The following is a 17,646-nucleotide window of genomic DNA, read 5'->3' on the forward strand; positions in this document are numbered from 1 at the left end:
CATCCTGGGCGGACCGCGGCCACCCATAGACTCCGGGCGTTGGCGGCTTTGTTGATCGGAGAATGCATGCTGTCCGAAGCTGTCCGGCTGGCTGTCGGAATCCTGGTGGTGCTGCTCCCCGGGCTTTCGATTCTCCTGGTCGCCGGCATCCGCGAACGGCTGTGGCTCGCGGGCCTTTCGGCCCCGTTGACCACCGGGTTCGTCCTGCTGGTGTCCCTGTTCACGGGGGTCACCGGACTCCGCTTCGGCCTGCTGACCGCGGCCGTCGCGCTCGGGGTCGTCCTGGTCGTGCTCGGCGGGGTGCGGTGGCTGGTCCGCCGCCGCCGCGCGGCCGTTGAACCGGCCGAGCCCGCCGAAGACCCGCGGCTGCGCACGCTCACCGGCCGGGCCGGGACGGTCGCCCAGGTGCTGGGCGCGCTCGTCGCCGTCGCCGGCGTCGGCCTCGGCATCCGCATGTGGCACAAGGGTCTCGGGTCGTGGCAGACGCCGACCCAGGAGCACGACACCGTCACGCACGCCGTGCTGACCGCCTTCACGCACTTCACCGGCAAGGCCGCGCCGTGGCAGATCCTGCCGATCGACGTCGTGCACGACACCAACGTCCAGTTCTACCCGCCCGGCTTCACCGACGTCTGCGCGCTGCTCACCGACATCTTCGGGGACACGATGCTGTCCCTGAACCTGGCGACCGTCGTGTTCTCCGTGGTCGTGCTGCCGCTGTCGGTGGCCGCCTTGACCGCGGCGGTGCTCCGGCACGGCCGGCTCGGCCGCGGCTGGGTCGAGCTCGCGGCCGGCGTGGCCGCGCTGGTCTCCGTGCAGCTGTACCGCCCCGGCGTCGCCTTCGCCCACGACGGCGGCGTGCTGCCGAACGCGGCCGCGATGACGCTCATGCCCGGGCTCGTCGCCGTGATGCTGGTGCTCGGCAAGCGGAACTGGGGTCGCGCGGTGCTGGTCGGCGTCGCCGCCGCCGGTGCCTTCAACCTGCACCCGAGCGCGCTGACCTCGATCGCGCTGACGACGGTCGCGGCCATGATCGGCCTGCTGTTCACCAAGGCGGGCCGGCTCGCCTTCGTCCGCGCGCTGCTGCCGCTCGCGCTGGCGGGCGTGGTCGGCGTCGTCCTCATCATCCCGAACGTGCTGGCGCTGCTGCGGCTCGGCAACGGCTCGGTGGTCGACGCGCCGGCCAACATCCGCGGCACGCAGCTGGGCGCGTCGTTCGAGCTGGTCGCCCGGCTGCCCTACGGCGGCTACTTCGACCCGAGCGGCACGATCGGCCAGCTGGTGCTCGGTCTGCTGGGCCTGGCCGGCGTCGTCGCCACGCTGCTTTCGCGGCGGGCGTGGCCGCTGCTGACGGCCTGGCTGTTCTGGGCGACGGTCATGGTGAGCTTCCACTACTCGCCCAACTCGGGCTTCGGCGCGATGATCGGCCGCTACTACTACCGGGTCGCCAACCGTCTCGACACCCACGTCTACCTGCTGATCCCGCCGCTGGCGGGGGTCCTGTTCGTGGCGCTGGGCCTGTTCGTCGTCGCGGTGAAGGCCCGCAACCCGGTCCCGGCGCGGTTCCGGCCGGCGGTGGCGTTCGGGCTGATCGTGGTGCTGCTCGGCGTGCTGACCGTGACGTCGTTCCGCGGCTACATGAACACCGGCGCGCTGTCCCTCAGCCAGCGCTACGCGGCCCCGCAGTTCGTCCGCTACGACGACGCGGACGACGCGGCGGCCAAGTGGCTGCACGAGCACGCGGCCCCGGGCGAGACGATCCTCAACAACGCGAACGACGGCTCGACGCTGCTGTACGTCGACTACGACCTGCCGATCCTCAACATCGTCCCGGACGGCCACAGCCCCATCCAGGACAACATCACCCTGCTGGCGATGTTCAACTACTACCCGGAGGACCCCGAGGTCCAGAGCATCCTGCGGGCGAAGAACGTCCGCTGGGTGTACGTGGATTCATCGGCCCCGACGGTCGGCACGGACGGCCGCCACTGGACGGGCAAGCTGACCTACAGCCTGGCCCCGGGGCTGAGCAGGCTGACGGGCCTGCCGGGCCTGACGAAGCAGTTCAGCGCGGGAACGGTGAGCGTGTACCGGCTGGACCTGCCGCAGACCCCGCCGCGAGGCTGACTGCGGTCGCGGTCACCGATGTCGGATCCCGGGCCGGTTTGCTCGCGGGAGGAACCTCAGGTGGCTTCCGAGCCGGACTCGACCGGCTTCGGCGCCCGGCGAAGCACGAACGCGAGCACCACGGCCAGCCCCAGCGTCGGCGCGACCGCCAGCGCGACCACCGCGCGGAACACCGTGTCACCCGGCAGGAACAGCAGCACCAACGACGCCGTACCCGTGACCACCGCCCACGTCACCAGCACCAGCTTCGCCTGCGTACGCGCCACCAGCACCGCCGTGAGCAGCTGCATCGGCACCAGCAGCACCGACGACCACACGAGCCCGGCCACCGACCAGCCGTCGATGTCGTAGCCCGGGCCGCTGACGAACCGGACCGCCCACGGGCCGAGCCACAGCCCGACCAGCGCGCCGAGTGCGCCCAGCACCAGCGATCCCGCCGCGCCGAGGGCGAGCACGCGGCGCAGCCGGTGGCGCCCCTCCTCCGTCACCGACAGGCGGACGACGAACGGCACGGCCAGCGACTGCACCGGCCCGATCAGCGTCAGCGGCAGCCGCGCGATGACCAGCGCCGCGAACAGCGAGCCGACGCGGTCGCCGTCGCCGCCCGGGGCCAGCAGGCCGACCAGCGCCGGGTAGCCGGTGATGACCGCCGCCGTCAGGGCCGCGCCGACCAGGAGCATGCTCATCCGGCGGGACGTGACGCCCCAGCCGTCGCCCTCGACGTGCGGGTCGAGCAGCTGCCGGGCCGGGCGCGCGAACAGCAGCCAGGCGAACGAGCCGGCCGCGACCGCGATCGCCAGCGAGACGACGTTGTAGGCGACCGAGACGAACAGCACGCCGAGGATCAGCGCCCGGATCGCCGGTTCGGCGACCACGAGCAGCGAGAAGGCCTTCACCTTGTGCTGTCCGATGAGCAGCCCGCGCGTGCCGAACTGGCAGGCGAACGCGACGCCGCCGCACAGCACGATCAGTGCCAGCGACCAGTCGCCGCGGAAGAGCTTTTCGTTGACCGGCGGGATCAGCAGAGCGAGCGAAAAAGCGGCCGCGACCAGGATGCCGACGGCGACCGCCCGCAGCGCCGGGCGGCCCGCCTTGCCCCCGGCCAGCGCGGCCACGGCGGACTGGCGGGAAAGCTCCTGCTCCAGCGGCGACAGCGTGCTGCCGAGGCCCATCACCAGGCCCCAGAAGGTGACGAAGACGGCGTATTCCTGCGGCGGCAGCAGCCGCTGGCAGGCGACCGTGAGCAGGTAGCCGAGCCCGATGGACACGATCAGCGAGCCACCGAGGCTGCCCGCGGTCGTGCGCCCGCTGCGCGCGGCGGCCGGCGTGTCCACTTCGGTGCTCATCGGCGGCGGAGCTGGGCCCGCACGGCCATCGCCAGTCCACGCAGGACGCCGGCGCCGAACCCCCCGGCGAACACCGGCAGCAGCTTGGTGACCGCGCGGGCCTCCGGGCCGGTCGCGCCGCACTTCTTGACGACCTCGCCCGCGGCGACCGCGCCGAGGACACCGGCGGCCAACGTGGTCTTCGGCTTCTTCGCGGCGAAGACCAGGCCGACGACACCGGCGGCGAGCGCGCCGAACAGGGCGTTGCGCGCCGGACCGGGCGAGGCGATGTAGGAGTCCACGTAGGTCGTGCCGCGGAAGTAGGCCTGCTGCGTGAACTTCTTGAACGAGTCGCGCCCGTTGTAGGTCGCCGACAGCTCGGGCGCCAGCCAGATCCGCTCGTGCTCGGCGATCCAGCGCAGCATGCGCGTGTCGTCGCTGGCGAAGCGGAGGTCGTCGAACAGCGACGCGAACGCCGTCACCGAGCCTTCGAGGAGGCCGCGGCGGGCGCAGAAGAACGTCGTCCCCTTCGGGTAGACGTCGAACTCGTCGATGCCGTACGACATCAGCCGCGGGTTCGCGCAGTACTTGCGCCAGGGCACCTTGACCAGGCCGGCCATGAACCCGGCGTACGGGTTGTGCTCGGACGCGACGTTGATGTGGCCGTTCCAGACCGCGCGCTCGGGGTGCTCCACGAGCTGGTCGCGCAGGAACGTCAGGGTGTGCTCGTCGACGATGACGCGGCTGTCGAGCAGCGCGACCCACTCGCCGGACGACTTCGCGATGCCGGCCCGCCGCGCCTCGAACCGGCCGGAGTTGGCCTGGCCGAGGACGGTGATGCCGTGGCGTTCGCGCAGGTCGTCGAGCCGGGACGGCGTGGCGTCCGTGCTGCCGTCGTCGACCACGACGACCTCGATCGGCCAGCTCGCGGCCGATGCCGAAGCGAGCAGCGCGCCGACACTGCGTTCGATCCAGTCCTGCTCGTTGTAGACCGGGATCACGACGCTGAGCGAGGGGAGGAGCGGGTTCGCACTCACCGTGCCGAGGCTACCCGGCGGCCCGCGCGCCGGGTCGGCCAGTATCCTTACGCAACCGCACCCGACCAGAAATGGGCTTTCACGGTGATTTCCTTCATTCTCGGCACCACCGCGGAACTGATCAAGATCGCGCCCGTCTACCACGGGATCCGCGAGCGCGGGATGCGGCCCAAGATCTGGTTCACCGCCCAGCACGTCGACGAGGTCGCCGACGTCCTCGCGGACCTGAACATGCCGGAGCCGGACGTCTGGCTGGTGCCGGAGGACAAGGCCCACAACCTCGAGTCGCCGGCGCAGGTGCCGGGCTGGGCCGCGCAGGTGCTGCGGACGGCGTGGAGCCGTCGCCACGAGCTGCGGGCCGCCCTGACCGAAGACGGCCGCCCGCCGCTGGTGCTGGTGCACGGCGACACGTTCACCACGCCGTACGGCTCGCTGATCGGGAAGCGGATCCTCAAGTCCCGCGTCGGGCACGTCGAGGCGGGCGCGCGGTCGGGCAGCATCCTCTCGCCGCTGCCGGAGGAGCTGAACCGCAAGATCGCGGCGAAGATCGTCGACATCCACTTCGCGCCGAGCATCCGCGAGGTCAACAACCTGCGCAACGCCCGCGGCGTGGTCGTCGACACCGAGGCGAACACGGCGATCGACGCCATGCGCCTCGCCATCAACCAGCCGCTGGACGTGCCGAACCTGCCGGAGAAGTTCGGCCTGGCCACGCTGCACCGCTTCGAGCTGGTCTCGCGCCCGGACAAGTACCGCGAGGCGCTGGAGATCCTGCGCGAGCAGAGCCGCAAGATGCCGATCCTGTACATGGCCGGCGCGCCGGAACGCGAGAAGATCCGCTCGCTGGGCATCGGGAACATCTTCGACGACCAGTTCATCGTCCAGCCGAAGATGCGGTACCTGAAGTTCCTGCCGCTGGTGGCGCGCGCCGAGTACGTCGTCACCGATTCGGGTGGTCTTTCGGCGGAGTGCTACTACCTCGGCCTGCCCTGCGCGGTGCACCGCGAGCGCACGGAAACGCCGCAGCACCTCGGCGAGACGGTCGTGCTGACCGAAATGCGCGGCGACAAGCTGCAGAACTTCCTCGACACGTACCAGAACCGGCGCGGCGAGTCCTGGATGGACAAGTACCACCCCTCCGAGATCGTCGTGGACACCCTGGCGCAGCTCGGCTACTGCTGAGTCCTTCGTCCGGGTGACCTCCGGTTTTTCCGGGGGTGAGCCGGGCAAATTGTCGCCATGATCCACATCGGACTGGCGGCCGCGCTGGTGGCGGTCCCGCCCATCGACCAGGGCGCGGTTCGTGACGCCGCGCTGACGTCGGGCTTCCAGGAGACGTACGTCGGCGCGGCGGGCCCGATCGCGCGCGCGATCCACGCGGCGTACGACATCCCGGCGTCGGTGACGGTGGCGCAGTCGATCCTGGAGTCGAACTGGGGCCGCAGCAAGCTGTCCACGGCCGAGCTCAACCACTTCGGCTTCAAGTGCGTGACGCCGACGAGCCCGGGGCCCATCGCGTTGCGCTGCGCCCGGTACCCGACCACGGAGTGCATTCCGGCGCCGTGCCACCCGGTGGACGCGTATTTCCGGGCCTACGCCTCGATCGAGGACTCGTTCCGCGACTACGGCCGGTTGCTGACGACTTCGTCGAACTACGCGGCGGCGCTGCCGGTGCGGAAGGACCCGGACGCGTTCATCCGGGCGGTGGCCCGCAAGTACGCCACCGACCCGGAGTACGCGAACAAGGTGATCAAGCTGATGGACCGGTACGACCTGCGCCGCTTCGACCGGTGAGCTCGCCGATTTCGTGGTCGTCCGACGCCGCCGGGGTGAGCCAGGCCGGCCAGAACGCCGAGACCAGCAGCAGCGCCAGTGCGATGACGACGTAGAGCGTGTGGGCCACGGCCTGCGCCAAGGGCGAGTAGTCCTCCGGGAGGATCACCAGGCCCACCACCGGCACGTCCGCGCGGCCCGTGGCCACCTTCCAGGGGAACAAGAGCAGGTAGGCCACGACCAGCAGGGCCGCCGGCCACCACGTGCGCGAACGGTGGACCGCGCACGCCGCCATCACGAAGAACGGGATGAACCACACCCAGTAGTGCGTCCACGTCCAGGGCGTCACCAGGACCATCAACGCGCCCACGACGCTCAGCGCCAGCAGTTCACGGCCCTGGCGGTGCGCCCGCACGGCGATCCACAAGACCGCCAGCGCGACCACCGCGGCCACCGGGATCCAGACCATGCCCGGGACGTCCGCGATGTCCAGCAGCCGGGCCAGCGCACCGCGGATCGACTGGTTCTGCGGCGACATCGCGTCGTTGTCGCCCGTGATACGCGAGGGGTCCGCGAAGTTCGCCGACCAGAACGCCGCCGAGTCACGCGGAAGGGCCACGAAGCCCGCCAGGACTGTCACGCCGAAGGCGGCCACCGCCACGCCCGCGGCGCGGAAGCGGCGCGTCACCAGCAGGTACACCACGAAGATCGCCGGGGTCAGCTTGATCCCGGCCGCCAAGCCGACGCCGGCCCCGGTCCACCAGCGGTTGCGGCCGGCCAGGTCCACCAGCACCAGCATGAGCAGCAGCAGGTTCACCTGGCCGGTGGTGAAGTTGATCAGCACCGGCTGCAGGGGAAGCGAGAGCGCGGTCAGTGCCGCCGTCGCCGCCACCCGGCCGTTGTCACGCGCGTACCCCAGCTGTCCCAGCGAAACCCAGACGACGACCAGCAGCGAGAACAGGTTCACCAGCTCGGCGAACAACGGCAGCAGCAGCTGCGGGATCACCGTCAGCGGGACGAACACCCCGGCCGCGAACGGCGTGTACTTGAACGTGCCGCCGATCGTCGGCAGGTGCGAGACACCCGGCTCGTACAGAGGCATCCCAGCGCGCGCGGCGTCGCCGGTCGCCACATAGGAATTGAAGTCTTCGAGGTAGATCCCGGATTTCGTCCAGACTCCGGCCCAGACCGTGTAGACCGCGAAGGCGACCAGCAGCAGTGTCCCGGACAGCACCACCCACCAGAGTGGCGCCGGCAAGGTGCGCTCGACCGCCTTTTCCTGAACCACGACCGTCGCCATCTGATCCGTCCCCCTCGGCTGTGCGCGGGTCAGTGTAGCGAGGCCGGGGACGGCGGCCGGACCACGCCTCGACCGGGGGGACGGCTAGAGCACCCGGCGACCCGACAGGGCGCGACCCAGGGTCAGCTCGTCCGCGAACTCCAGGTCACCGCCCATCGGGAGGCCCGACGCCAGCCGCGTCACGCTCAGGCCCGGGAAGTCCCGCAGCATCCTGACCAGGTAGGTCGCCGTCGCCTCGCCCTCCGTGTTGGGGTCGGTGGCGATGATGATCTCCTTGATGTCCGCCTCACCGATGCGCTTGAGCAGCTCGCGCATCCGCAGCTGCTCCGGCCCGATGCCCGACAGGGGGTCGAGCGCGCCGCCCAGGACGTGGTAGCGGCCCTTGAACTCGCGGGTGCGCTCGACCGCCAGCACGTCCTTCGGCTCCTCGACCACGCAGATGACCGTGAGGTCGCGGCGCTCGTCGCGGCAGATGCGGCACTTCGGGTGCTCGGAGACGTTGCCGCAGACCTCGCAGAACTGCACGCCCTCCTTGACCTTGCCGAGTACGTCCTGCAGCCGCGAGATGTCCACCGGGTCCGCGGCCAGCAGGTGGAACGCGATCCGCTGGGCGCTCTTCGGCCCGACCCCGGGCAGGCGCCCGAGCTCGTCGATCAGGTCCTGGACGACACCTTCGTACAAGTTCGTCAGCCGCCGAAGCCGAGGCTGCCGAGATCCGGCATGCCGCCACCGCCGCCGAGCCCGCCGGCCAGCGGGCCGAGCTTCTGTTCGGTGAGCTTCTGCGCGCTCGCCGACGCGTCGCGGACCGCCGCGACGATGAGGTCGGACAGCGTCTCGACGTCGTCCGGGTCGACCACCTTCGGGTCGATCTGGAGGTTCTTCAGCTGGCTGTCACCGGACACGGTCGCGGTGACCAGTCCGCCGCCTGCCGTGCCGGTGACCTCGGTGTTGGCCAGCTCTTCCTGGGCTTCGACGAGTTTCTGCTGCATCTGCTGCGCCTGCTGCATCAGCTGGGAAAGGTCGAAGCCGCCGCCGGGTTGGGCCATGATCGCACTCGGTCCTCTCTGCACGCCTGTGTCCCCACCAGGGTAGTCGCGCCACGCGAAGTGGCGGGCTGTGGCACCGTGGTCGCCGTGCGAAGCGCGACTGCCTCCCTCCTGCTGGCCGGTGCCCTGCTGCTCACCGGCTGCTCCGACGACGCTCCGGCGGCGCCCGCTTCGGTGGTGACGCCCACGTCGCCGTCTTCGCCCTCGCCGGTTCCGTCGGTTACGCCGGTTACTTCGGTCGCGTCGCCGTCACCTTCGCCTTCGCCTTCGTCGGGCGCCGGGAAGGTCGTCGTGCTGGATCCCGGGCACAACGGCGGCAACGGCGCCCACCCGGCGGAGATCAACCGCCAGGTGCCTGCCGGGCGCGGGCGGACCAAGCCGTGCAACACCACCGGCACCGCGACCAACGCGGGCTACCCCGAACACGCGTTCACCTTCGACGTCGCGCAGCGAGTGGGAAAAGCGTTGGCGGACAAGGGAATCAGGGTTGTCTACACGCGACAGGACGACACCGGGGTCGGCCCCTGCGTCGATCGCCGCGCGGCGATCGGCAACGAGGCGAACGCGGACGCGGTCGTCTCCATCCACGCCGACGGCTCGGACGCGGCCGGGGCGACCGGCTTCCACGTCGCGTACTCGGCACCGCCGCTGAACGCCGCGCAGGGGGAACCGTCGACTCGGCTGGCCCAGACGCTGCGCGACACGATGCGCACGAGCGGCTTCAGCGCGGCGAACTACATCGGCACGAACGGCCTGTCGGGCCGCGCGGACCTGGCCGGCCTCAACCTGTCGACACGACCGGCGGCGTTGGTGGAGTGCGGCAACATGCGCAACGCGACCGAGGCGGCCCGGATGACGACCGCGCAGGGCCGCGCGCAGTTCGCCGCGGCGATCACCGCGGCGATCGAGGCCTACCTGGCCTCCTGAGCCACGGGACGGCCAAGGTTCGGTCACTGCTCGACCCGCGGCCACCTGGATGGTCGGCCCGCGTACCCGGAGAGTCGGCCCGCGTACCCGGGAAGTCGGCCCGCGTACCTGGAAGGTCGGCCCGTGAGCCGACCGGCTGGATACGCGAGCCGACCCTCTGGGTACGCGGGCCGACTGCCTGGGTACGTGAGCCGACCCTCTGGGTGCGTGCGTTCAGTCGAGGGGGCGGGCGCCGAGGTGCTCGGAGAGGAGTTTGCGGGCCAGCTCGTCCGGGTCCTTGTCCGGCGGGGGCGGGGGTGGCGGCGGGGCCGGGCTGGCGTCCTCGTTGTAGAGGTCCTCGTCGTCCTCGTCGGAGGGTTCCGGGGGCAGCGGGATGTCCGGCTCGGACGTCGCCACCTTGGGCCGCGGCGGGGGCGGCGGGGTGGCGGGGCGGGCCGCCGGTTCGGCGGGCGCCGCGGCCGCCGACTGGCGCGTGAACGACCGTTCCGGTGCCGGTGCCGCCTGCTGGGGGCGGGCGGCGGGCGCGGCCGGGGCGTTGCCGTGGACGCAGCGGACCTGCCAGTCGCCGCCGAGGACGTCGCTCAGTGCGCCGGCGATCTTGCGGGCGTTGTCCTGGTCGGAAAGGCGGCGGGCCAGTGGCTCGGACTTGTGGGTCAGCGTCACGGCGTTGCCCTCGACGCTCGCCACCGTCGCCTGCGTCAGCATCGCCTCGATGCTGCGGCCGCCGGTGAACTTGCGCAAGGCGGTCATGAGCTCCGGCCAGACGTTCCGGATCCCGGCGGCATCCAGCCCACCCGACGCGGCGGGCGCGGCGGCCGCGGCTTCCGGCGCCGGGGCGGCGGGAGCAGCTGCCGCAGGGGCGGGCGTGCCGCCCCCGGGCGTGCGCACCGCACCCCAGCCACCCGCGGCCGGCTGAGCTTCGGGCGCGCCACCGCCCGGAGCCGGAGCGGCCGCAGCGGCTGCGCCACCGCCCGGAGTACGCGGCGCTCCCCAACCGCCATCACCCGGCTGAGACCCGGCCTGGCCACCGCTGCCCGGAGCCTGGGTTGCCGCGCCACCGCCCGGAGTGCGCGAGGCTCCCCAACCGCCATCACCCGGCTGAGCCGCGGCCTGGCCACCACCGGCCGGAGCCTGGGCTGCCGCTGTGGCGGCCGCGGTCGTGCCGTCACCCGGCTGAGCCGCGGACGGCGGGCGGGCGGGGTCGGCGGCGGCCGGGCGGCCGGGCGGCTTGACCGGCTCCGGCACCGGTGGCGGGCCCGTCGGCGCCGTGCGCAGCGAAGGCCTCGAAAACTCGCGTTCCGGCGCCGCGCGCACCGGTGGCTCGACGCCACCCTCGGCCGGTCCGCCGCCGCCGCCCGCCAGCGTCGCCCGGCGTTCCAGGCGCTCGATCCGGGCCAGCAGGGCCTGCTCCGCGTCGGTCACCGACGGCAGCAGCATCCGCGCGCACAGCAGCTCGAGCACGAGCCGGGGCGAGGTCGCGCCGCGCATCTCCAGCAGTCCACTGTGGACGATGTCGGCGTAGCGGGAGAGGGTGGCGAGGCCGATCCGCTCGGACTGCGCGACCATCCGCGTCAGCTCCTCCTCCGGCGCGGACACCAGCCCGCCCGCGGACTCCGGCACCGCACGCAGCAGCACCAGGTCGCGCAGCCGGTCGAGCAGGTCGGTCGCGAACCGGCGCGGCTCGTGGCCGGCTTCCGTGAGCTTCTCGACCGTGCCGAACACCGTCGCCGCGTCCTCGGTCGCGAGCGCGTCGACCATGTCGTCGATCAGCGCGACGTCGGTGACGCCCAGCAGGGCGACCGCCCGCGAGTACGAGATGCCTTCCGGCCCGGCACCGGCGAGCAGCTGGTCGAGCACCGACTGCGTGTCACGCGCCGATCCGCCGCCCGCGCGGATGACCAGCGGGTACACCGCCGGCTCGACCTCGACGCCCTCGGCCGCGATGTTGCGCTCCAGCAGGCTGCGCATCGAGCCCGGCGGGATCAGCCGGAACGGGTAGTGGTGCGTGCGCGAGCGGATGGTGGTGAGCACCTTGTCCGGCTCGGTCGTCGCGAAGATGAAGATGACGTGCTCTGGCGGCTCTTCCACGATCTTCAGCAGGGCGTTGAAGCCCTGCGTGGTGACCATGTGCGCCTCGTCGATGATGAACACCCGGTAGCGCGACTCGGCCGGCGCGTAGAACGCCTTGTCACGCAGCTCGCGGGCGTCGTCGACACCACCGTGGCTGGCGGCGTCGAGCTCCGTGACGTCGACGCTGCCCGAGCCTTCGGGCGCGAGCGCCTTGCACGAGTTGCACTCGCCGCACGGGTCCGGCGTCGGGCCCTTGGCGCAGTTCAGCGAGCGCGCCATGATGCGCGCGCTGGACGTCTTGCCGCAGCCGCGCGGACCGGAGAAGAGGTAGGCGTGGTTGATCCGCCCGGCGGACAGCGCCGTGCGGAGGGGTTCGGTCACATGCTCCTGACCGACGACCTCGGCGAAGGTCGCCGGACGGTACTTGCGGTACAGCGCGAGAGCCACCCGGCGAGAGTACCGGGCACCACCGACAACCTTCGCCGTGCGTCCGGAGACCCGATAACCTCGGTGCCCGTGAGCCGCACGCGGAAGGCCGAGCCGGTGCCCGGGCGGTACCCGGTGCGGTTCGGCACGGCGGAGCTGGTCCGCGACGCCGGCCGCGGCAACGCCTGGCTGGTGTCGGTGGACGGCGTCGCGCAGTCGTACGTCGACCTCGACGACCCCGCCCACCTGGAGTTCGACTACGTCCGGCGGTTCGCGGACGTGGTCGACCGGTTGCCGGCGGGCCCGCTGGACGCACTCCACATCGGCGGGGCGGCCTGCACGCTGCCGCGGTACGTCGCGGCGACGCGGACGGGCTCGCGGCAGCTGGTGTTCGACGCCGACGGCGAGCTGGTGGAGCTGGTCCGCGCGCAGCTGGGGCTGCGGGTGCCGGGTGTGCGCGTCCGGGTGACGGACGGCCGCGAAGGCCTCGCGACGCGCCGGGAGGACTCGGCGGACCTGGTCGTGGTCGACGCTTTCGAGCGCGCAACGCTGGCCGGCGGCCTGGCAACGCTGGAGGCGACGACGGCGATCGCGGGCATCCTGCGCACCGGGGGCATCTACCTGGCGAACATCACGGACGGCTCGGGCCTGCCGTTCGCCCGCCGTTTCCTGGCGACCCTGCTCGAAGTCTTCCCTCAGGTCCTGCTCCTGGCGGACCCGGGAGTGCTGCGCGGCCGCCGTTTCGGCAACCTGGTCCTGGCGGCCTCGGCAGCCGAGCTCCCGACGGCGGAGATAGCACAGCGAACGGCCTCGGCAGCATTCCCGGCAAGGTGCGTACACGGCGCGGAGCTGCAAAAACTGGCGGGCAAGGCATCCCCGATAACAGACGCGGACGCACCCCCACCCCCAAAACCCCCAGACAACATCCTAGGCCTCTTCTAACCCACCCAAGCCCCCCAAGGCGCCCTTCGGTGCACCCAATGTGGCCTTCGGTGCGCTCAACGCACCCAATGTGGCCTTCGGTGCGTCCAACGCACCCAATGTGGCCTTCGGTGCGTCCAACGCAACCAAGGCCACATTGGGGCGCATTGAACCCCGGAACCACGGCAGGGCTCGCAGGCCCAACCCAGCCCAGCCCAGCCCCGTCCCACCACAGCCGCGGCAGGCCGAAATGCGGCAGGGCTCGCCAGGCCGCGAGCGAGGCACCGTGGGGGTCCGGGGGCTCGGCCCCCGGGTAGAACGACGAAGAGAAGCCCCGGCGAAGGGGCGAAGCCCCGAAGCAGGAGGCGAAAAGAAGGGGACCCCGCGCACCCGTCAGAGCCTGCTTATCCTTGCTGCCTTCCGGCCCTGGGGAGGTTCACAGGGTGGACGCCGCGCGGGGTCCGGGATCAGTGTAGCGAAGTCTGTTCAGGCGCCCGCGCCCGCCTGGGCTCGGGCGCGTTTGAACGTGTTGTGCAGTACCGCCAGCAGCGCGTCGCGCACTGACAGTTTCTGCCGGGCGTCGAAGGTGATCAGGGGGACGTCGTCGCTCACCGCCAGTGCCCAGCGGATGTCCTCGAGGTTGTGGCCGAGCGAGCCGTCGAACATGTTGACCGCCACCACGAACGGGAGGCCCGCGTTCTCGAAGTAGTCGACGGCCGGGTAGCAGTCGTCCATGCGGCGGGTGTCCACGATCACCAGCGCGCCCAGTGCGCCGTGGACCAGGTCCTGCCACATGAAGCCGAAGCGGTCCTGGCCCGGTGTGCCGAACAGGTACAGCTTGACCTCTTCGTCGATCGTGATGCAGCCGAAGTCCAGTGCGACCGTGGTCGTGGTCTTGGCCGGGACGTGGCCGGTGCTGTCCACCGAAGCCGCCACCGAGGTGATCGCCGCCTCGGTCGTGAGCGGCTTGATCTCCGAGATGGAGGACACCGCCGTTGTCTTGCCGACGCCGAAGCCGCCCGCGATGACGATCTTGACCGGGGCCGGCGGCCGGGTGCCCGGTTCAGTGAATGGCTTCGAGTCCACGAATGACCCTTTCGATCATGCCGAGGTCGTGCGAGTTGTGGTTGCCGGGGCGGCGGACGACGACGTAGCCCAGTTCGGCCAGGTCGGCCACCAGCACCCTGGCCACCCCGATGTGCAGGCCGAGCATGGCCGCCACTTCGGCGACCGACATCGTGTTCCGGCAGAGGGAGACGATTTCCTGGCGTTCGAACGTGAGTTTCGGGTGCGACGCCGCGCCGAGGCGGGAGGTCATGACCTGGGCCTCGATTTCGAGGCTCTGGTCGACCGGCTGGGCCCGCCCCGAGGTCATCAGGTACGGCCGCAGCAGCGAGATGTCCGGTTCTTCGGTCATCGCGTCACTCCCCCTCAGCTGCCGACGGTGTTCTTAAGCTCCTCGATGAGCCCGGGCGTGAGCACCTCGGTGGCGCGGTTGGCGAACATCGCCATCTCGTACGCGATGGTGCCGAGGCTGGCCTGCTTGTTCGCCAGGACGCCGAGCGAGCAGCCGATGCTGATCGTGCAGACGAGCAGGTAGCCGTGCTCGAGCTCGATGATCACCTTGTCCGGCGCGCCGAGCGGGTGGCTTTCGGAGACGCCGTGTGCGAGGCCGAGCATGGCGGAGGAGATCGCGGCGAGGCGGTCGGCGTTGGAGCGCTCGAGCTCCGTCGACATCGCGATCAGCAGGCCGTCCGCCGAGACCGCGATGGCGGCTATCGCGCCCGCGGTGTGCTGCGCGAAGCGGCTCACCAGCCAGTTGAAGTTCTGGGCTTCGACGCTGACACCAGCTGCGGGGATGCTCATTTCCTGCTCTCTTCTCCTCGTTCCATCACACGACCGGCGACCACGCCTTGGGGCGGGCTGTCTGCCGTCACGTCCTCCGCCTTGGCGAGGCCTGCGGCGAACGCGTCGAACGCCGCTCGTTCGGCCGCCGGGTCCCGCTTGGTGCGGTTGACGACGGCGCGGGCGAGCGGCCGCCCCTCGGTCTGCTGACGCAGGCCGGGGGCGAGCTGGGCGCCGGGGACCCGGCGGATCAGGCCGTCGCGCGACTGCGCGGCGGCCGCGATCGGGGCCGTGGCCACCGGCGGTGCGTCCACGGGGACGCGGGCCGGAGGAGGTGACACGGGTGCGGTGACGACGGTGGGTGGCGCGGCCGGCGGGCCGGCCGTCAGCGCGGTGACTTCGGCCGCCTTCGGGAAGGCAGGCGGCGCGGGGACTTCGGCGGCCATCGCGAAGGCGCTCGCGAAGCCGTCCATCGCGGCCTTGGTCGCCTCCGGGTCGTGCCGCGGCTTGGTGCCGGCCACCGCCGCGGACGTGCCCGGGCTGGGCAGCTGGGCGCCGCGGACCCGGCGGCGCAGGCCGCCACGGGATTCCGCCGCCGCCGCGACGACCTCGGGTTCGGGTTCTTCGGCGGGTTTGGCGTCGGGTTCGGCGTCCGGCCACACCGGTTCCAGTTCGCGGAACCAGCGGAAGCCGTTGCCGTGGCCGAGCAGCGCCGGGATCGCCGGCGCGGGCAGTTCGGCGGGCCGGTCACGGACCGGTTCGGGGGTCGGCGGCCGGAAGTCGTCCGAAGTGGACGAAGCGGCCGGTGCGGCCGGTGCGGCCGGTGCGGCCGGTGCGGCGTGCCGGGGCGGCGCCGCGATCGGCGGTACGGCCTGCGCCGGGATCACGGGCGCCGCAGCGGGCTTCGGGCGCAGCCCGCTGCGGTGGCTGAACAGCGCACCCGGGATGGTCAGCCGCGCGGTGACGCCGCCGGTGGTCGGCGTCGCGAGCAGCTCGACGCCCAGCTCGTGGCGCCGCGCCAAGCGGCCGACCACGAACAGGCCGAGCACACTGGTCGGCGCGAGCTCCAGGCGCTCGCGCTCGACGAGCCGCTGGTTCTCTTCGGCCAGCTTCTCCGCGGTCATGCCGATGCCGTGGTCGACGATGCTGACCAGGCAGGCACCGTCGGCCAGCAGCATGGTGTCCACCTCGACCATCGAGCCCGGCGGCGAGAACGACGTCGCGTTCTCCAGCAGCTCGGCGAAGACGAGCACCAGGTCGGCGCCGAGGGCCGACGACAGCAGGATCTCCGCGACGACGCCGAGCTTGACGCGCTGGTAGTCCTCGATCTCGGCGAGGGCCGAGCGCAGGGCCGTCGAAAGCTCGATCGGGCCGGCGATCCGGGTTTCGTCGCGGGTGCCGGACACCACGAGCAGGTTGTCGGCGTTCCGGCGCAGGCGGGTGGAGAGGTGGTCGAGCCGGTACAGGCTGGCCAGCAGCCGGGTGTCCTGCTCGTTGCGCTCGACCTCGTCGATCAGGGCCAGCTGGCGGCCGACGAGGTTCTGCGTCCGCTTCGCGACGTTCGCGAACATCAGGCTGGTGTTGCGCCGGGTCAGCGCCTGGCGTTCGACCAGCTCGGCCGCGGTGCTCTGCACCCGGTTGAACGCCGCGGCCAGCTTGCCGAGCTCGTCGTCGGAGACGACGTCGATGGTGGCCAGGCGCGGAATCTGCTCCTCGGCCTCCTCGGTGTCGGTCACGCGGACGAGCTCCGTGCCGGCGAGGTCGGCGACCGACGTCGCCGCGGTGGTCAGCTGGCGCAGCGGTCCGGAGATCGAGCGGGACACCGCGATGGCGAGCAAGGCCACCAGCAGGAACAGCCCGCCGGCGCCGAGACCGACCGTCCAGGCCAGCTGCGTCGCGCTGTCGGCACGCCCGGTCGCCGAGTCGGCGATCTCGTTGATCGCCCGCTCCTGCACGAGCCTCCGCTGCCCGGCGTGGCTGTCCGCCGCGGCGAGCACGTCCGCGACGTACTGCGTGGTGGCCGCCGCGTCACGGGGCTTCTCGACCTCGGCGGCGAGTTCGTCGACGCGGCGCCCGGCGTCGCTCTGCTCGATCCGGACGACCTGGGCGGCCCGCTCGGCGTCGTCACCGTCGTCGCCCTGCTTGACGAACCGGTCGATGAAGATCGGGGCCTGCTGGGTCGCGTCGTCCAGGATGGACCGGCCGGCGTCCGGCGACACCGCGGTCACGATGAGGGCCATCGCGCGCAGCGAGTTCTCCTCGTTCGCCCGCAGCAGCGCGTCCAGCGCCGTCAGCTCCCGTGCGCCCTCGGCGTCACTGGTCAGCTGCGGGACCAGACGCACGGCGTCGATCACCGCGTCGACCACGGCGTTGTAGGTCCGGGCGACGCTGTCGAGCGCGACGCCGCGGCTGGCCGCGTTCTGCCGCAGCTCGGCGAGCGAGCCGATCCGGGTCAGCGCCGCGGAAAGCTCGTCGGGGGCGTCGTCGCCCAGTGCCCCGCGGACGTCGGCGACCGTCTGGTCGACCACCTTCTGCTGCTGCAGCATCTGGTCCGGGCTCGCCGACGGCGTCGCCACGAACGCGCCCGTCAGCAGCCGCTCGCGCTGCAGCTGCCACATCAGCCCGCCGAGCTGCTGCGCGTGCCGCGCCACCGCGGCCGACTGCCTCGCCGCACCGGCGCTGTTCGCCTGCGTCAGCACGAACGGCACCGACACCAGCACCACCGCGACCAGCGGGGGCAGGAGCAGCAGGTTCAGCTTGCCGCGAATACCGAGCCGGGCGAGAAAACCGCCGCCGGCCCGGTTCGCGGTCGGCCTGCCGTGTCTCATCCCGCGACCTTCCCGTCTTTC

Annotated in this window: 15 protein-coding genes and 1 other RNA gene; 5 read left to right on the plus strand and 11 right to left on the minus strand. The window is 71.9% G+C overall.

Annotated elements, in window-relative coordinates:
• The first annotated feature begins 66 nt into the window (after nt 1-66).
• The gene (locus ACLJQE_RS02605) at nt 67-2,127 is read left to right on the plus strand and encodes a DUF6541 family protein (RefSeq protein WP_410637290.1); all 2,061 of its coding nucleotides are present in this window, start codon (nt 67-69) and stop codon (nt 2,125-2,127) included.
• A 56-nt stretch (nt 2,128-2,183) separates the two neighbouring features.
• Here ACLJQE_RS02605 and ACLJQE_RS02610 read toward each other — a convergent pair whose 3' ends face one another.
• Both ACLJQE_RS02610 and ACLJQE_RS02615 read right to left on the minus strand, forming a co-directional pair.
• Nucleotides 2,184-3,473, minus strand: a complete 1,290-nt coding sequence (locus ACLJQE_RS02610; protein ID WP_410637291.1) for a lipopolysaccharide biosynthesis protein — start codon at nt 3,471-3,473, stop codon at nt 2,184-2,186.
• Nucleotides 3,470-4,489 (minus strand): glycosyltransferase family 2 protein, encoded by a 1,020-nt coding sequence (locus ACLJQE_RS02615; protein WP_410637292.1) that lies wholly within the window; start codon nt 4,487-4,489, stop codon nt 3,470-3,472. The genes ACLJQE_RS02610 and ACLJQE_RS02615 overlap by 4 nt, the downstream gene beginning before the upstream one ends.
• A gap of 84 nt (nt 4,490-4,573) precedes the next feature.
• Between ACLJQE_RS02615 and ACLJQE_RS02620 the strand changes: the two genes are divergently transcribed.
• Nucleotides 4,574-5,671, plus strand: coding sequence for a UDP-N-acetylglucosamine 2-epimerase (locus tag ACLJQE_RS02620; RefSeq protein ID WP_410637293.1), 1,098 nt, complete (start codon nt 4,574-4,576; stop codon nt 5,669-5,671).
• Nucleotides 5,672-5,728: 57 nt separating this feature from the next.
• On the plus strand, nt 5,729-6,283 hold the full coding sequence (locus ACLJQE_RS02625) for a glucosaminidase domain-containing protein (protein ID WP_410637294.1): 555 nt from the start codon (nt 5,729-5,731) through the stop codon (nt 6,281-6,283).
• On the opposite strand, the gene ACLJQE_RS02630 is transcribed toward ACLJQE_RS02625, so the two are convergent.
• The 3 genes from ACLJQE_RS02630 to ACLJQE_RS02640 all read right to left on the minus strand — a co-directional run bounded on the left by ACLJQE_RS02630 (nt 6,240) and on the right by ACLJQE_RS02640 (nt 8,608).
• Nucleotides 6,240-7,562, minus strand: a complete 1,323-nt coding sequence (locus tag ACLJQE_RS02630) for a glycosyltransferase 87 family protein (RefSeq protein WP_410637295.1) — start codon at nt 7,560-7,562, stop codon at nt 6,240-6,242. The genes ACLJQE_RS02625 and ACLJQE_RS02630 overlap by 44 nt on opposite strands.
• Before the next feature lie 84 nt (nt 7,563-7,646).
• Nucleotides 7,647-8,243: a recombination mediator RecR gene (gene recR / locus ACLJQE_RS02635; protein ID WP_410637296.1), complete on the minus strand. Its 597-nt coding sequence runs from the start codon at nt 8,241-8,243 to the stop codon at nt 7,647-7,649.
• 5 nt (nt 8,244-8,248) lie between these two features.
• Nucleotides 8,249-8,608, minus strand: a complete 360-nt coding sequence (locus ACLJQE_RS02640; protein WP_410637297.1) for a YbaB/EbfC family nucleoid-associated protein — start codon at nt 8,606-8,608, stop codon at nt 8,249-8,251.
• 78 nt (nt 8,609-8,686) lie between these two features.
• Here ACLJQE_RS02640 and ACLJQE_RS02645 point away from each other — a divergent pair, with 78 nt between their 5' ends.
• On the plus strand, nt 8,687-9,535 hold the full coding sequence (locus ACLJQE_RS02645) for an N-acetylmuramoyl-L-alanine amidase (protein ID WP_410637298.1): 849 nt from the start codon (nt 8,687-8,689) through the stop codon (nt 9,533-9,535).
• A gap of 213 nt (nt 9,536-9,748) precedes the next feature.
• Here ACLJQE_RS02645 and ACLJQE_RS02650 read toward each other — a convergent pair whose 3' ends face one another.
• Nucleotides 9,749-12,052 (minus strand): DNA polymerase III subunit gamma and tau, encoded by a 2,304-nt coding sequence (locus tag ACLJQE_RS02650; protein WP_410637299.1) that lies wholly within the window; start codon nt 12,050-12,052, stop codon nt 9,749-9,751.
• A 96-nt stretch (nt 12,053-12,148) separates the two neighbouring features.
• On the opposite strand from ACLJQE_RS02650, the gene ACLJQE_RS02655 reads away from it, so the two are divergent.
• Complete coding sequence (locus tag ACLJQE_RS02655) at nt 12,149-12,973, plus strand: spermidine synthase (protein WP_410638293.1); 825 nt, start codon at nt 12,149-12,151, stop codon at nt 12,971-12,973.
• A 349-nt stretch (nt 12,974-13,322) separates the two neighbouring features.
• On the opposite strand, the gene ffs is transcribed toward ACLJQE_RS02655, so the two are convergent.
• The 5 genes from ffs to ACLJQE_RS02680 all read right to left on the minus strand — a co-directional run bounded on the left by ffs (nt 13,323) and on the right by ACLJQE_RS02680 (nt 17,625).
• Nucleotides 13,323-13,419, minus strand: an RNA gene (ffs, locus tag ACLJQE_RS02660) — signal recognition particle sRNA small type.
• A 19-nt stretch (nt 13,420-13,438) separates the two neighbouring features.
• Nucleotides 13,439-14,038 (minus strand): GTP-binding protein, encoded by a 600-nt coding sequence (locus tag ACLJQE_RS02665; protein WP_410637300.1) that lies wholly within the window; start codon nt 14,036-14,038, stop codon nt 13,439-13,441.
• The gene (locus tag ACLJQE_RS02670) at nt 14,016-14,369 is read right to left on the minus strand and encodes a DUF742 domain-containing protein (RefSeq protein ID WP_020642116.1); all 354 of its coding nucleotides are present in this window, start codon (nt 14,367-14,369) and stop codon (nt 14,016-14,018) included. The genes ACLJQE_RS02665 and ACLJQE_RS02670 overlap by 23 nt, the downstream gene beginning before the upstream one ends.
• Nucleotides 14,370-14,383: 14 nt before the next feature.
• Nucleotides 14,384-14,818 (minus strand): roadblock/LC7 domain-containing protein, encoded by a 435-nt coding sequence (locus ACLJQE_RS02675; protein ID WP_410637301.1) that lies wholly within the window; start codon nt 14,816-14,818, stop codon nt 14,384-14,386.
• Entirely contained in the window at nt 14,815-17,625 is a 2,811-nt protein-coding gene (locus ACLJQE_RS02680) for a nitrate- and nitrite sensing domain-containing protein (RefSeq protein WP_410637302.1), read from the minus strand. Before ACLJQE_RS02680 ends, ACLJQE_RS02675 begins: the two co-directional genes overlap by 4 nt.
• Nucleotides 17,626-17,646 lie beyond the last annotated feature (21 nt).

The organism is Amycolatopsis sp. lyj-346 (assembly GCF_046548975.1).
Taxonomy (GTDB): domain Bacteria; phylum Actinomycetota; class Actinomycetes; order Mycobacteriales; family Pseudonocardiaceae; genus Amycolatopsis.